Source organism: Deltaproteobacteria bacterium, from assembly GCA_019309545.1.
GTDB lineage: Bacteria > Desulfobacterota > Desulfobaccia > Desulfobaccales > Desulfobaccaceae > Desulfobacca_B.
This window is the reverse complement of sequence record JAFDGA010000014.1, coordinates 23,024-37,277: the sequence shown is the minus strand read 5'-3', so window position 1 is coordinate 37,277 and position 14,254 is coordinate 23,024. Positions and strand designations below refer to the sequence as shown.

The following is a 14,254-nucleotide window of genomic DNA, read 5'->3' as shown; positions in this document are numbered from 1 at the left end:
AGCTTTTTAAACACCTCTGGGGCTGGGTCGATATTCCGGCCCCTAACCCACCCTAACCCAAATAAAATATTCCCGAATCACCCGGCCTGCAAGGCTTGGGTTCTTTACTTACCAAATTTATTGATATAATTGCATAATTTTATTTTTAGCCTTGTCTTTAGGCTTTTTTTTGCTAAAATTAGTAATTTATATGGGGGAGTTGGGAAACTCGGCATGAAGGCCAGGGTGGCAAAGCGAGAGACGGAAAATCACCTGGAACTCTGTCTCCAGATGTATGTTGACCAGGTAACCTTGGAGCTGGACAAACAGCTCTGCCTGAAGTGCGACATCTGTTCCCTGGTCTGCCCCCGGGAGGCAGTGAAGATAATCCCGGGGGAGGAGGATCTGGACATCACCATTGATCCCCGGCTCTGTGTATTATGTGAGATCTGTTCCCATTTCTGCCCGGTGGCGGCCATCAGCTTGAGTTATAACCATCGACCGAAAACCATGTTTGCCGACCAGCAAGGGTTGGCCCCTTTTTTACCCAAGATCAATATTGACACCGGCAAATGTCCGTTGCCCTGTCCAATTAATCCGGAGAGCGACTGGCGCTGGTGCCGCCGCGAGCTCAAGCTGGTGCCCAACACCGAGACTGACTGCCCCAAACACTGCCAGGTGTGTATTGAGACCTGCCAGCGGCAGGCGATCATCTGGGACCAGGAGGGGGAAAGCGTGGTCCCCCAACCCGAGTTCTGTCTGCGGTGCACCCAGTGTTTGCAGTCTTGTGAATATGACGCCATTGAGGTCAATCCCCAATTTTTGGGGCGTCTGCTTATCGATGATAGCAAGTGTCCGTTAGATTGCAATAAGTGTATTAACCTGTGCCCCACCAAGGCGATTGTGCGGGAAGGCGAGCGAGTCTTTCTGCGGTTTGAAGATTGTGCCTACTGCGGCGTCTGCCTCAATATCTGCGACCAGGACGCTATCACTCTGATCCGGGAAGAAGTGGTCGCGGAGCCAGGAGAATATTCCCAGGCCTGGGAACAGGCTGTGGCCAAACTAATCAAAAACTAGGGGCGGGGTCACCCCGCCCCTAACATTTAAAACACATGGACGAAGAAGTTCGCATCGGCCTCTACATCTGCCATTGTGGTCTCAATATTGCCGGAGTCATCAGTCCCGAAGCTCTGGTGGCCCAGTCACAAAGCTTCCCTGAGGTTACGGTCTGCCGGCATCACCTCTATACCTGCTCTGAGGCGGGCCAGCGCGAAATCCTGGAGGATATTCAACAATTGGGCCTGAACCGGCTGGTAATCGCTGCCTGTTCTCCCAAGCTCCATGAGCCGACTTTTCGGCGGCTGCTGATCGAGGCCGGGGTCAATCCCTATCTGTTGGAGATGGTTAACATCCGGGAGCACTGTTCCTGGGTGCATATCCACGAGCCGGAGGCGGCTGCGGCCAAGGCCCTGGAGTTGATCAAAATGGGGCTGGCCAAGGTGCGTTTGGCCCGCCCGCTCACTGATCGGGTGGTGCCGCTGCACCGTCAGGCCCTGGTCATCGGCGGCGGCCCGGCCGGTCTGCGGGCTGCCCTGGATATTGCCAATGCCGGATTCCCGGTAACCCTGGTGGAGTGCCAGCCGGTGCTGGGCGGCATGACCAATTCCCTATATCGCACTTTTCCGCAGGGACAGACCGCCCTCAGCCTGATCAATCCGATGATGGCGGCAGTCATGCTCCATCCGGGGATCAGGTTGCTGAGCAATAGTGAGGTCACCGAGGTCAGCGGCCATTTCGGCGATTTTGAGGTTACGGTGCGGCAATCTCTGCCCTTGGTGTCTGAGGACTGCGACCGTTGTGGCCAGTGTCTGGAGGTCTGTCCGGTCGAAGTGCCAGATGAACGCCAGCAAGGGTTAAGCTCCCGCAAAGCCATTTACCTCCCCGCCCCCCAGGCCTTTCCAGGCCAATATGTAATAGATCAGGAACATTGTAACCGTTGTGGCCTTTGTGTTCCGGTCTGTCCGCGGCAGGCCATCAATCTCCGGCCTAAGAAGGTCGAACACCACCTTCGCTGCGGAAGCATGGTGGTGGCTACCGGCTTTCGTCCTTTTAATCCAGAAGGCAGCCGCTATGAACCCTGGGCCGCGCTTCCCAATGTGATTACCTCGGTTACCCTGGAACGCTTGCTGGCCCCGGACGGACCGACCGCGGGTCAGGTGATCACGCCTGGCGGCTCTAACCCGCCCCAGGAGATTGCCTTTATCCTCTGCGTCGGTTCTCGGGAAGAAGAGGGTCATCGCTATTGCTCCCGGGTCTGTTGTCCGACTGCCTTGCGGCAGGCTCTGGAGTTGAAAAGCCGCCTTCCCCAGGCCAACATCCGCCTTTATTATCGGGATCTGCGGACTACCAAGAAAGACTGGGAAGCCCTTTACACTAAAGCCCGCGAAGCGGGCCTGCTGTTTATCCGGGGCCAGGTCAAGGAAGTCCAGGCTGATGATGACGGTCGGGTAATTATCCGGGGCGATAATGAGCTGTTTCAGACTGCCACTGAGGACCGGGTGGATCTGGCGGTATTGGCCGTGGGCATGGAGCCGGGCGGCGGCGCGCCGCTGCGTGAAGTTCTCAAGCTGCCGGTGGGCGACGATGGCTTTTTCCTGGAAGCCCATCCCAAGCTGCGCCCCCTGGAGAGCGTCCTGGATGGCATCTATCTGGCCGGAGCCTGCCAGGGACCTAAAGATCTTTCCGAATCCATCACCCAGGCCAGCGGCGCGGCGGCCAAAATCCTCTCGTTATTCGCCCACGAGACTATTACGCTGGACGGCATTGTTTGCGAAGTGGATCAGGAAAAATGCATCGGCTGTGAGACCTGTTACAATGAATGTCCCTTCCAGGCCATCAAAATGGTGGGGGAAGGCAAAAGGCGGAAGGCCCAGGTCATCGAGGCCGCCTGCAAAGGTTGCGGAGTCTGTGCCGGGGCTTGCCCGGCCGGGGCAGTGATTGCGCATGGTTTTACCGATGAGATGATTCAGGCCCAGATCGACGAGTTCTTGGCGGATCATCCGCAGGAAAAGATCCTGGCTTTCTGCTGCAACTGGTGTTCCTACGCCGGGGCCGATTTTGCCGGGGTGTCGCGCTTGCAATACCCCCCGGTGGTCCGCATCATCCGTACCATGTGCGCCGGTCGGGTGCATCCCAAATTTATTCTGCGTGCCTTGAAGCAGGGCGCCGGTCGGGTGCTGGTTACCGGCTGCCATCCTCCCGGTGACTGCCATTATGTTTCTGGAAACCTACGCGCCCAGGTCCGGATGGAAAAACTTAAGAAAAAACTGGATAAAAAAGGCATTGATCCCCAACGCTTGCGTTTGGCCTGGATTTCGGCTACCGAAGGCCGCATTTTTCAACAGATTATCCAGGATCTGGCTGCAGAATTAAAGAAAACCTAAGCAGACCGAAGCCAAAGGAACCGATGGCGAAAGACAAGCTTCTAATCTGCCATTGCCCTGACTTAACCATAGATGTTCAGGCCCTGATTGAGTGGCTGGAGCGGTCCGGCCAGGATGTGCAACTGCTCCCGCCCCTATGCACCCCCGAGGGCCTGGCGCAGTTGCACCACCATCTCTCTACCGCGGTTGGTAAGTTGCTTATTGGTGCCTGTGGCCCCGAAAGATACGCCGGACTGTTTCGACTCCTGGTCAGCAAAGCTGAGCTAGCCGTTGTCGATCTGTTGGCCTGTAATGATCTAGAGACTGCAGTAGGGGCCCTGACCCTGGCCCAGGCGGCGCCTCACTCACTTGAACCAACCGCCCCCCCTTTGTCTCGGGAGGTGCTGATCGTCGGGGGCGGGATAGGGGGGTGCCAGGCGGCCTTGGATCTGGCCAAGGCAGGCATCAAGGTCTATCTGGTCGATGCGGCGCTGAGCATCGGCGGCATCATGGCTCAGTTAGACAAGACTTTTCCTACCCTTGACTGCTCAATCTGCATCTTAGGGCCGAAACTGGTGGAAGTAGCCGCCCACCCCCAGATTGAATTGCTGACCTACGTCAATATTGAACGGATAACCGGCGCGGCAGGGGCCTTTGAGGTAGATCTGACTCTGAAACCTCGTTATGTGGATATGACCAAATGTGTGGGCTGCGGGACCTGTACCGAGGTCTGTCCGATAATCGTTCCCGGCCGCTGGGATCTGGATCTGAAGCCGAGCAAATGTATACGGATCAGTTTTGCTCAGGCCGTGCCGCTCAGGGCCGCCATTGACAAGGAATACTGCATTGACTGCCAGTTGTGCGTCAAGGCCTGCGAGCGTCAGGCCATTAATCTGGAAGACGAGCCCCAACCCCGACATCTCACCGTCGGAGCCATTATCCTGGCCACCGGGGCCCGTCCCTTTGACCCCACTATCAAAAGCGAATATGGTTATGGCCGTATCCCGACGGTGATCACCAACCTGGAATACGAGCGCATCGTCTGCGCCTCCGGACCTACCCAGGGGTTGTTGATTACTCCTGAGGGACGAGCGGTGCAGCGTATTGCCTTTATCCAATGTGTCGGTTCCCGGGACCGCCGCTTCTTACCCTACTGCTCGGGCTATTGCTGTACGGCCTCGATAAAAGAGGCGATGCTGGCCCTGGAACACCAGCCCGAGGCCGAGGTGACCATTTTTTATAATGATATTCGCACCTCGGGCAAAGGCTTTGAAGAACTCTACCAACGGGCCCGGCAGGCGGGGGTTAATTTTATCAAGGGTTTGCCGGGGCGCATCCAGGAAGATGATCATGGCCGGCCGGTAATTTCCTACGAAAACCAGCTTACCGGCGTCCGTGCCCAACTTACCGCGGATCTGGTGGTTTTGGCGGTCGGACTGGAAGCCCCCAAGAAAGATTTACCCTTTGTCGGCCCGGCTCCGGACCGGGATGAGCTGGGCTTTTACCAGTGTCGCCAGCCGGTGTTGCACCCCTTGGAATCCACCCGGCCCGGCGTTTTCCTGGCCGGCACCTGTCAGGGGCCGCAAGATATTACCACCACGGTCTGCCAGGGCAGCGCCGTTGCCGCCCGGGTCCTCAATATGTTTGGCTCTCTGGCAAAAAAAGCCAGCCGGTCCGGAGGGGCATAATTTATCTTTTATTGATGATCCTGGTTGGCGTGGCCGTTGGCCTGGGGGCCAGCTTCACTGGCTTAGGCGGCGGTTTTTTGATGGTGCCGCTGGGCATTTTCCTGGGTCTATCGGTCCCCGAGGCGGTGGGCACTTCGTTTATGGCCATTGTGGTCATTTCCCTCTCGGCGGTCATCGCCCACCGCCGCCTGCAGCATGTCAACCGCCGGATGGGCCTGCTGTTAGGCTCCGGGGGGTTGCTGGGGGCCCAGATTGGGGCCCGTCTGCTGCCCTATGTGGCCGCGGCGACCTTTAAAAAGCTGTTTGCTCTGATCCTGGTGCTGTTGGCGCTGCGGATGGCGCTGGCTAAAGAAAAAACCAATACGGCCGAGGCACCAGCCCAGCCTGCGAGATCCCCGGGCCGCGGCTATGGGCAAGCCCTGGCCATGTTAATGTTGGGGGTGGGAGTCGGGGTGGCCGCCAGTTTCACCGGCCTAGGCGGTGGTTTTCTGATGGTGCCGCTGGCCATTTTCCTGGGCCTGTCGGTCCAGGAGGCGGTGGGGACTTCTTTTCTGGCTATCCTGATCATTTCCCTCTCAGCCCTGGTTGCCCACAGCAAACTGGCCCATGTCAATTATTCGGTCGGCCTGGCCTGGGGGGTAGGGGGCATCCTGGGGGCGCAGATTGGAGCCCGGTTATTAACCTATGTTTCTGGCCCCACCTTTAAAAAAATTTTTGCTGTCCTCCTGGTCGTCCTGGCTGCACGCATGTTCTGGTAAGGGCGCAATTTATTGCCCCCTTCTTCTTATGCTAATCAAGTATGGATTTTTTTGCAGGGGCTTGATTTATCGAGCCCTTTAGGGCGCAATGGATTGCGCCCCTACGGTTAAGGGAAGATAGTTTTTTGAAGGCAACTTTCGATGCGTTAGATGGGAAGGCGACTGCCAGTTGCCTTCCCGGTCAGATCAATTTGCTGGTAATCTTAATAACCTCCCGCCACATAGCGGATTAATCTACCTGGGGTCGGGGCAGGAGGCCGGCCCGTTCGACGATTTCAGGGACTTTTTCCTCCCACTCAATGGCCATGATGTGGAAGCCATGGACGCCCTTCATTTCTTTCAGCTGCTGTATCTGTTCCACGGCCATGGTAATGCCTTCATCGGCCTGTTTCTCTTTGGGAACGCCTTTTAAGCGATTGATTACTTCATCCGGCACATCCATACCGGGGACTTTGTTTTTCATGTAGCGGGCCATACCCAAGCCCTTCATGGGGGTGATCCCGGCCAGGATGTGGACCTTTTGATCCAGCCCCTCATCGCAAACCATTTGCATCCACTTGGCGAATTTATCTAGATTAAAGATGCACTGGGTCTGGATGAAATCGACTCCCGCGGCGACTTTTTTGGCCAGCCGCATCACCCGCAGTTCAAAGGGGTCGGCAAAGGGGTTGGCTGCGGCGCCAATATACATTTTGGGGGCTACGGTCATTTTGGCCCCGCCCATGAAAGTACCTTCTTCACGGATCTTGTGGACCCCCTGGATCATCTGGATGGAATCGAGGTCAAAGACATTGGCCGCGGTGGGATGGTCGCCGAAACTCTGGTGGTCGCCGGTCAGACACAGCATGGTATTGATGCCAAAGGCATAGGCTCCCAGGATGTCGGCCTGGATGGCCAGCCGGTTGCGGTCCCGGGCGGTCATTTGTAAGATCGGGCTGATCCCCAATTCTTTCAAAATGATACAGGAAGCCAGACTGCAGACCCGCACCATGGCGGTTTGGTTGTCGGTAACATTGCAGCAGTCTACAAATTTTTTTAACATTTCCCCCTTTTTCCTGATGACCTCAGGCTCCGCTCCCCGAGGCGGCCCCGCTTCCGAAGTTACGGCCAGCTGCCCCGACTCCAGAATCTTTTCTAATTTACTTTCGGTTTTCATATGGTCAAATCCTCTCTGACAATTTTCCGTGGCCCACCGTCCCGGCTAGTGTTCCAATCTTTAGCGGCCATTATCTTGGCATAGTCCGGGATCCGACCCAAGGCCACCAAACGGTCCCAGATGAGTTGCCAGCCACAGGGGATATCAGGATTTACTTCACAATGGCCGCCGGTGGAGCCCCCACATGGGCCATTGAGCATCCGTTTGGAGCAGCGGGCAATAGGGCAGATGCCGCCGGTCTCGTGGAGAATGCAGTTGCCACAGCCGGCGCAACGTTCGGCCCAGATGCCTTGGGCCAAAGAACCGCCCATAAAGGAAGTATTTAAGGCCGGCAAGGCCCACTTGGTGGGATAGGTGTCGGCAAAATATTGGGTCCCGACGCTGCAGGCACAAGACAGGACCGCCTCGTATTGATCGATAAAGGGCCGCACCTGTTCGATGTATTCTGGGTCACAGCACCGTTCCAGGGTAACCTCTTTGATCTCTAAAGGCCGGCCATCTTTCTGAGCCGCCATCGACAGAGCCGCGGCCAGTTGTTCGACCTCTTTCCGACCGCCGGCGTGGCATACGGTGACACACTCATTGCAGCCGACGATCAACAATTTTTTAAAGGGAGAGACCATATTGATGATCTCTTTGAGGGGTTTTTGCTCGGCAACAATCATTTTTTCACCCTTTCCAGATGGTTAACTTTTAACAAGACAGACTCAGGCCGTCTTGGCGGCACCCCCGTTTTTGACCGGATTGGGCCCCAAGGCTCGGATTTTTTCGGTCATCTCTTGTGCGATCCGGGCAAAATGTGGCACTTCTCCGGTCATGATGTAACGCATCTCAAGCCGGTCGCTGCCGATTTCCAAGTCGTCCAGCATCTTTTTGACATATTGCAGCCTTTTTTTGGCCACAAGATTACCGGTTTTGTGATGACACTCGCCTTCCTTACAAGCCACCACATACACGCCGTCGGCCCCGTCTTGAAAAGCCCGCAGCAGATGGATGACATCGATCCGTCCGGTGCAGGGCACTTCAATGATGGACACATTGGTTGGATAACTTAAATGTTGCTCACCTGCCTTGTCGGCCATCTCATAAGGGCAGAAATGACAGGTATAAGCAATAATGGTTGGCTCAAAAGTTTCACTCATCCCCATACTCCTTCTGGAAAAGTCACCCGCTTTTATCTGGCTAACTTAGGTCTGATTCACATACCGGCCGGAAAGACTTCGCAACATGGCTTCGGGCCAGCTGCCGCCTTATCGGGCTGGGTCCCAATTTTTTAATTTTCGCCGTCATTTCCTGGGCGATTTCAGCAAATCTTGGTCCCATACTGGCAGATAGATTATACATTTCCACCCGATCGCTCCCAAGTTTCAGGTCGTCCAGAATCTTTTTCACCTGCTCCACCTTGCGGCGGGCCCGGAGATTGCCGGTCAAAAAATGGCACTCTCCCTCCTGACAGCCAGCTACCAAGACGCCATCGGCGCCGTGCTGAAAAGCCCGTAACAGGTGGATGGTCTTGATCCGTCCCGAGCAGGGCACCAGGATGATCAAGACGTTAGCCGGATAATGCAACCGCATCGATCCGGCCAGATCGGCCGCCGCATAGGCACAATAATAGCAACAGAAGGCCAGGATTATTGGTTCGAAATTTTTGTCTTGCAACTTTCCCCAGCTAACCGGCCCGGGTTGCTCGATTTCGGTCAGAGGGTGGCTGTCACCTCTCAAAGGTTGTTAACCTGCGGCTTCCGCTAACAGGGCATCACATTTAGCCAGAAGCTGGGCATCGGTGTAACTCTGCAAGGTAATCGCCTTGGCCGGACATTCCGCCGGACAGATGCCACAACCCTGGCAACGGGCCGGATCGATTACCGAGTAGCCGTCTTCACAGATATAAGGGACATCATAAGGACAGGCCCGCACACAGATCAGGCAGGCCGCGCAGATGTCCTTGTCCACCACTGCCACTACGCCGCCGATGCGCTGACGCTCCGCTGACAGCACCGTTAAAGCCCGACCCGCCGCGGCCTGGGCCTGGGCGATGGTCTCGGTGATCAGTTTGGGAGCATGGGCCAAGCCGCACATATAGACGCCTTCAGTGAAGAAATCTATCGGCCGTTGTTTTAAATGAACTTCCTGAAACCAGCCTAGGCTATCCCGCTCCAGCTTCATGGTCTTGGCCAGGGTGTCGTTGTCGCCGGGCACTGCCCCGGTGCTCAGGCCTAAAATATCAGGACTTAGGGTAAGCTCCCGGCCCAGGATCAGATCCTTAAAGCGGATGTTCAGCCGGCCGCCCTTATCCTCGACTACTGGGGGTTCTTGCCGCCGGTAGCGGAATAACAGTACCCCTTGTTTGCGGGCCTCCTGATAAAAATCTTCCATAAGGCCGTAAGTGCGCATATCCCGATACAGCACAAAGACATTGGCCTCGGGATTTAGCTTTTTTATATGTAGAGCGTTTTTGATTGCCGCCTGGCAACAGATGCGGCTACAGTTGGGATTTTCCTCGTTCCGGGAGCCGACGCACTGGATCATGGCAATATTTTTCCAGCCCTTGGCCTCCTCCGGTTTAGTGGCCAACCGTTCCCCCAGTTCCAGTTGGGTAAGGACGCCGGGATGCTGGCCGTAGAGATATTCCTTAGGTTTATAAGGCTGGGCGCCGCTGGCGACAATGGCCACCCCATGGCGAATTTCCCGGGTTTCCGACCCTATCTTAACTTTGGAGGTAAAGTCACCTTTTACCCCCTTGAAATCAACGATTTCGCTATTGGTCAGCACCTCGATTTGGGGATGGGCCTTGACTTCGGCAATAAGGTCTTTCAGGTAGGCCTGCACATCATCGCCCTCAATGGTAGTGTAGAGGTGGCGGGCCACCCCGCCCAGCTCCCCGTTCTTTTCGATCAGAGTAACCGGAAAACCCTGTTGGGCCAGACTCAATGCAGCATTCATGCCGCCGATGCCGCCGCCGATGACCAGCCCGCTTCTGGTGACCGGGATTTCCGATTCGCTAATGGCTTGCCGCAGATTGGCATCGGCTACCGCCATGCGGATCAGGCCTTTGGCCTTCTGGGTAGCTTTGGCCGGTTCATCTTTATGCACCCAAGCGACTTGCTCCCGGATGTTGGCCATCTCCAGCAGATACTTGTTGAGACCGGCGCTTTGGACAATGTCCTGATATTGTTCGCGATAATTGCGGACCGAACCAGCGGCCACCACCACCCGGTTGAGATTGTTCTTTTGAATGATATCCTTCATCTTTTCCGGGCCGGCCGGGGCGCACAAGAACTCTCCCATTTCGGCCAGAGCTACGTTGGGCAGGGTCTTGGCATAAGAGACCAAGGCAGGAAGATCCAGGCTGCCTGATTCAATGCCGCAACTGTCAATAAACACCCCGACGCGCGGAGCTTCGCCGCTGACCTCCCGTTCCGGAGGATAGGTTTTGGGTTTGGCGACTGTGTTCCGGGCGGTGTTCAGATCAGCCGACACCGCGGCCACCGCGGCCGCGGCTTGGGTGACGGATTCAGGAATATTTAATGGATTCTGGAAAGCCCCGCAGACATAGATGCCGGGCCGGTTGGTCTTAACCGGCTGGAAGGTGGTGGTCTTGGCGAAGTTATGTTCATTGAGTTCAATCCCTAATTTCTTGGCCAAGTCCTGGGTTTCCTTAGTTATTTGCATGCCCACGGAAAGCACCACTAGGTCGTAGTCTTCGACCTGGGATTCGCCGGTTTCATCAATGTACTTCAGGCTTATGTTATTATTAGCAATCGGATCGATGGAATGGATGCGGGATCGTATCAAACGCACCCCCAGATTTTGAGCCCGGTTGAGATACAGCTCAAAATCCTTGCCAAAGGTGCGGATATCCATAAAAAAGATGCTGGTCTCGGGAGGCTCTGGACAGAGCTCCTTGGCCATCATGGCCTCTTTCAAGGCGTACATACAACAGATCGAGGAACAATAAGCATTGTCGCCATGGTGGATATCCCGGGAGCCGACACACTGGAACCAGGCAATCTTTTTGGCCTCTTGACCATCAGAAGGGCGCAGCAGCCGTCCCCCGGTCGGACCGGTGCCGGACAACAACCGTTCGAACTCCAAGCTATTAATAACGTTAGGATGATCAGCGTAATGATAAACATCGTTTATGGTAGGATCAAAGACTTCAAAACCTGGGGCCAGAATAACTGCGCCCACCTCCAGGGTGCGGGCCTCGGACTGGAGGCCCACTTTGACTTGGGCCTTAAAGTTTCCCGGCTCCCCCTCCAATGTCTGGAGGTCGGCCTGGGGCAAAAATTCAATAAAGGGATGGCGGGTTACTTCCACAAAACCGTGTGTGTCCTGCTTGGGACAGACCATGCAGAGAAAGCAGTCATGGGTAGGAAACATCTTATCAAGTTCTGCCGTAACCCCGCCAACTTTATCAGTTTTTTCCAATAGATAAACATAATAACCCGAATTAGCCAAATCTTCGGCGGCCTGGACGCCTGTTACTCCGGCTCCGACTACCAGGACAGCGCCAATGGGACCGCCGGTTTGGCCTGGATTCGACCCACCTTTTTCTATACCTCGCTCCGCCATCTTTTCCTTCCTCTTTTAGAGAGATTTCAGACCAGTTAGCAATTCTTGGACACCGTAATGTGTCAGTTCCCGGAACGTGACGTCTGCCGTTCTCATCATCCGGGGCGAATAAGTTATCTGCTTGAGAAAAGCTAAGCCACCCTTAAGTCTCTGGGCCTGATTAAGGCCAGTCAAGGCTTCCGGGAGGTAATTCTTAAACTATTCTGCCGTATTATAGCATCGGCAAATATGGGCTGAGTTCTTGTAAAAATTTTCTCATTCTCCAACATTAAGGTCTATTTTTACCATTGTGTCCATAGCCGTGTCAATAATAATTATGAGTAAATATTCACCAAGATCTTTTCAGGGGCCAGCTAACATATTCACTTCACTGAGACAAAGTTAGATAAATGCCATGACCGGGGGCTATGGCAAAAAAGTTTGTTACTTACAGCACAATATGGGTGGGAGCCGCTCGGGAAATTCTATCCGCCGGGCAGCTAACAGCCGGTAAGAGGAAAGAAATACGGGGGGCAAATATCCTGTCCCCGATATACTTTTACAAGTCTGGGTATTTTGCCGAGCATTGTTGGAGCAGTGCCGGTCCACACCAAATGTGTTGATTTGCCGTGATGATTTTCTACCAAACGGTCAATTTGGTTGACTAACTCATTGACCCTGAGGGAGGTCCCCCGGCGATGAGCTTTGGGACTAATGATCTGAAATGAATAATTAAGCTTCTCTTTGGACGATCTTCATGTTATTTTGCCTGCGAAAGGGGAATGAGGTGAACGCTGCTGAGAAGATCGCCCGACAAAGATTGAGTGTATTGCAATTGGCCGAAGCCTTGGGAAACATCACTGCCGCTTGTCGGCAGCGCGGCATGCACCGCAGCCAGTTTTACGAGTATAAACGGCGCTTCCAAACCCATGGATTGGATGGGCTGAAAGACTTGCCGCCGGTGCATAAATCCCATTCCATAACTACCCCTGAGGAGGTGGTGGAACGTATCCTCCAATTCAGCTTGGCACACCTGGCGTGGGGCCGTGTGCGTCTTAGTAATTACCTGAAGCTCCAAGGTATTTCGGTCAGTTCACCCACCGTCCAAGGCATTCTGACTAAACATGGCCTGGGCACCCGCTATGAGCGCTGGCTTAAACTGGAAGAAAAAAATGCCCCTTGCCGTTGAATTGGCGGGAGAACAGATGGCTTTCATCGAAAAGGCAAATCCTGCTTTCAACGAACGCCACGTGGAAAGCTCCCAGCCTGGGGAACTGCTGTGCCAGGACACCTTCAATAGTTTTACCTTTGGTTTCCTCCACACTTCCAAATTTCCAGAAGCCGCCGTGGCGGTGCTGCACAATGAGGTTTTTTTCCTTTTACCAACAAAAAATATAAAAATAACTGCCATGTTAACCGATAACGGCCGGGAATTCTGCGGCACCAGCACTCACCCCTATGATACCAAGTTGTGATCAAAGAGCTAAAATGCCCCCTCACCCTCGCCCTCTCCCCCGCCAGCGGGGGAGAGGGGATAAAGGATAAAATTACTCATTTGAAAGATAATCGGTATTAGTAATACATGTCATGAAAATTTTGGGGATTGAGACCTCCTGTGATGAGACCGCGGCGGCGGTGGTGGCCGATGGTAAGGTCGTCCTGTCGGACGTGATCGCTACCCAGTTTGACCTGCACGCCGCTTATGGTGGGGTGGTCCCGGAACTGGCGGCCCGGCGGCATCAGGAGAATATCCTGCCGGTGATCCGCGCCGCCCTGGATCAGGCCGGGATGACATTGGATGACATCGACGCCCTCGCCGTTACCCAAGGCCCTGGCCTGGTGGGGGCGCTGGTGATCGGCTTTGCGGTCGCCAAGGCCCTGGCCTATGCCCGCAAACTGCCGATTGTCGGGATACACCACCTCAAGGCCCATATCCTGGCCGCCTACCTGGAAGAGCGGCCCCCCAGCTTCCCTTATGTCGCCCTGGTGGTTTCTGGAGGTCATAGCAATCTTTATTATGTGCAAAGTTTCCAGGACATGCGCCTGTTGGGCCGCAGCCGCGACGACGCGGCCGGCGAGGCCTTTGATAAAGTGGCGAAGCTCATGAACCTGGGTTATCCGGGGGGCGTGGCCATCGAAGCCCTAGCCGCGACCGGCGACCCTGAGGCCTTTCACCTACCCCGACCACGGATCGAACAGGAGCCGCTGACCTTCAGCTTCAGCGGCCTCAAGACTGCAGTGGCCTATCTGCTTAAGAAAAATCCGGAAATTCTCTATCCCGGCCACCGGCCTGGAGCCGCCGACCTGGCCGCCAGCTTTCAGGAGGCAGTGGTGGACTCTCTGGTCAGCCGGGCCTTGCTAGCCGTGGACCAAACCCATAGTCAAAGGTTGGTGGTAGCCGGAGGGGTGGCAGCCAACCGCCGTCTGCGGGGGGTGCTGCAGGCCCAGATTGAGGCGGCAGGCATTGAGCTGTTCATTCCCCCACCCCGACGCTGCACTGATAACGCTGCCATGGTTGCCGCACTGGGCTATCACCTGCTGCAAGCTGGAGATCGCTTAGACCTTACCGGGGATGTATTCGCCAGGGGGTAAAAAAGTAGAGAAACTATTTTATGAAGGCGGATTACTACCTATCCGTCATTTTTAAGGGATTAATCCTTCACTCGGTATATGGCATAACAGTTAAAAAAACTAGGG

The 14,254-nt window shown here is 55.1% G+C and carries 12 protein-coding genes; 7 read left to right on the top strand and 5 right to left on the bottom strand.

Translation table 11 applies throughout. The annotated features are described in order from the left end of the window. The first annotated feature begins 213 nt into the window (after positions 1-213). From JRG72_06380 to JRG72_06365, 4 genes are read left to right on the top strand one after another with little or no spacing between them, the layout of a single operon-like run. Positions 214-1,056 carry a 4Fe-4S binding protein gene (locus JRG72_06380; protein MBW2134843.1) on the top strand — a complete coding sequence of 281 codons (843 nt, stop codon included), beginning with the start codon at positions 214-216 and terminating at the stop codon, positions 1,054-1,056. 35 nt (positions 1,057-1,091) lie between these two features. Then, positions 1,092-3,422: a hydrogenase iron-sulfur subunit gene (locus tag JRG72_06375; protein ID MBW2134842.1), complete on the top strand. Its 2,331-nt coding sequence runs from the start codon at positions 1,092-1,094 to the stop codon at positions 3,420-3,422. A gap of 23 nt (positions 3,423-3,445) precedes the next feature. Next, positions 3,446-5,089 carry a CoB--CoM heterodisulfide reductase iron-sulfur subunit A family protein gene (locus JRG72_06370; GenBank protein MBW2134841.1) on the top strand — a complete coding sequence of 548 codons (1,644 nt, stop codon included), beginning with the start codon at positions 3,446-3,448 and terminating at the stop codon, positions 5,087-5,089. Positions 5,090-5,100: 11 nt separating this feature from the next. Next, entirely contained in the window at positions 5,101-5,847 is a 747-nt protein-coding gene (locus JRG72_06365) for a sulfite exporter TauE/SafE family protein (GenBank protein ID MBW2134840.1), read from the top strand. Between the two features lie 229 nt (positions 5,848-6,076). Here JRG72_06365 and JRG72_06360 read toward each other — a convergent pair whose 3' ends face one another. The 5 genes from JRG72_06360 to JRG72_06340 form a co-directional block, all read right to left on the bottom strand. Continuing rightward, on the bottom strand, positions 6,077-7,003 hold the full coding sequence (locus JRG72_06360; GenBank protein MBW2134839.1) for a methylenetetrahydrofolate reductase: 927 nt from the start codon (positions 7,001-7,003) through the stop codon (positions 6,077-6,079). Further along, on the bottom strand, positions 7,000-7,668 hold the full coding sequence (locus tag JRG72_06355; protein ID MBW2134838.1) for a methylenetetrahydrofolate reductase C-terminal domain-containing protein: 669 nt from the start codon (positions 7,666-7,668) through the stop codon (positions 7,000-7,002). The genes JRG72_06360 and JRG72_06355 overlap by 4 nt, the downstream gene beginning before the upstream one ends. 42 nt (positions 7,669-7,710) lie before the next feature. Continuing rightward, positions 7,711-8,145 (bottom strand): hydrogenase iron-sulfur subunit, encoded by a 435-nt coding sequence (locus tag JRG72_06350; protein MBW2134837.1) that lies wholly within the window; start codon positions 8,143-8,145, stop codon positions 7,711-7,713. A 40-nt stretch (positions 8,146-8,185) separates the two neighbouring features. After that, positions 8,186-8,662 (bottom strand): hydrogenase iron-sulfur subunit, encoded by a 477-nt coding sequence (locus tag JRG72_06345; protein ID MBW2134836.1) that lies wholly within the window; start codon positions 8,660-8,662, stop codon positions 8,186-8,188. A 69-nt stretch (positions 8,663-8,731) separates the two neighbouring features. Beyond that, positions 8,732-11,578 carry a CoB--CoM heterodisulfide reductase iron-sulfur subunit A family protein gene (locus JRG72_06340; protein ID MBW2134835.1) on the bottom strand — a complete coding sequence of 949 codons (2,847 nt, stop codon included), beginning with the start codon at positions 11,576-11,578 and terminating at the stop codon, positions 8,732-8,734. Between the two features lie 766 nt (positions 11,579-12,344). Here JRG72_06340 and JRG72_06335 point away from each other — a divergent pair. The 3 genes from JRG72_06335 (at position 12,345) to tsaD (ending at position 14,149) form a co-directional block, all read left to right on the top strand. Next, the gene (locus tag JRG72_06335) at positions 12,345-12,746 is read left to right on the top strand and encodes a helix-turn-helix domain containing protein (GenBank protein MBW2134834.1); all 402 of its coding nucleotides are present in this window, start codon (positions 12,345-12,347) and stop codon (positions 12,744-12,746) included. Beyond that, the gene (locus JRG72_06330) at positions 12,730-13,032 is read left to right on the top strand and encodes a hypothetical protein (protein ID MBW2134833.1); all 303 of its coding nucleotides are present in this window, start codon (positions 12,730-12,732) and stop codon (positions 13,030-13,032) included. The genes JRG72_06335 and JRG72_06330 overlap by 17 nt, the downstream gene beginning before the upstream one ends. A 112-nt stretch (positions 13,033-13,144) precedes the next feature. Then, on the top strand, positions 13,145-14,149 hold the full coding sequence (gene tsaD / locus JRG72_06325; protein ID MBW2134832.1) for a tRNA (adenosine(37)-N6)-threonylcarbamoyltransferase complex transferase subunit TsaD: 1,005 nt from the start codon (positions 13,145-13,147) through the stop codon (positions 14,147-14,149). Positions 14,150-14,254 lie beyond the last annotated feature (105 nt).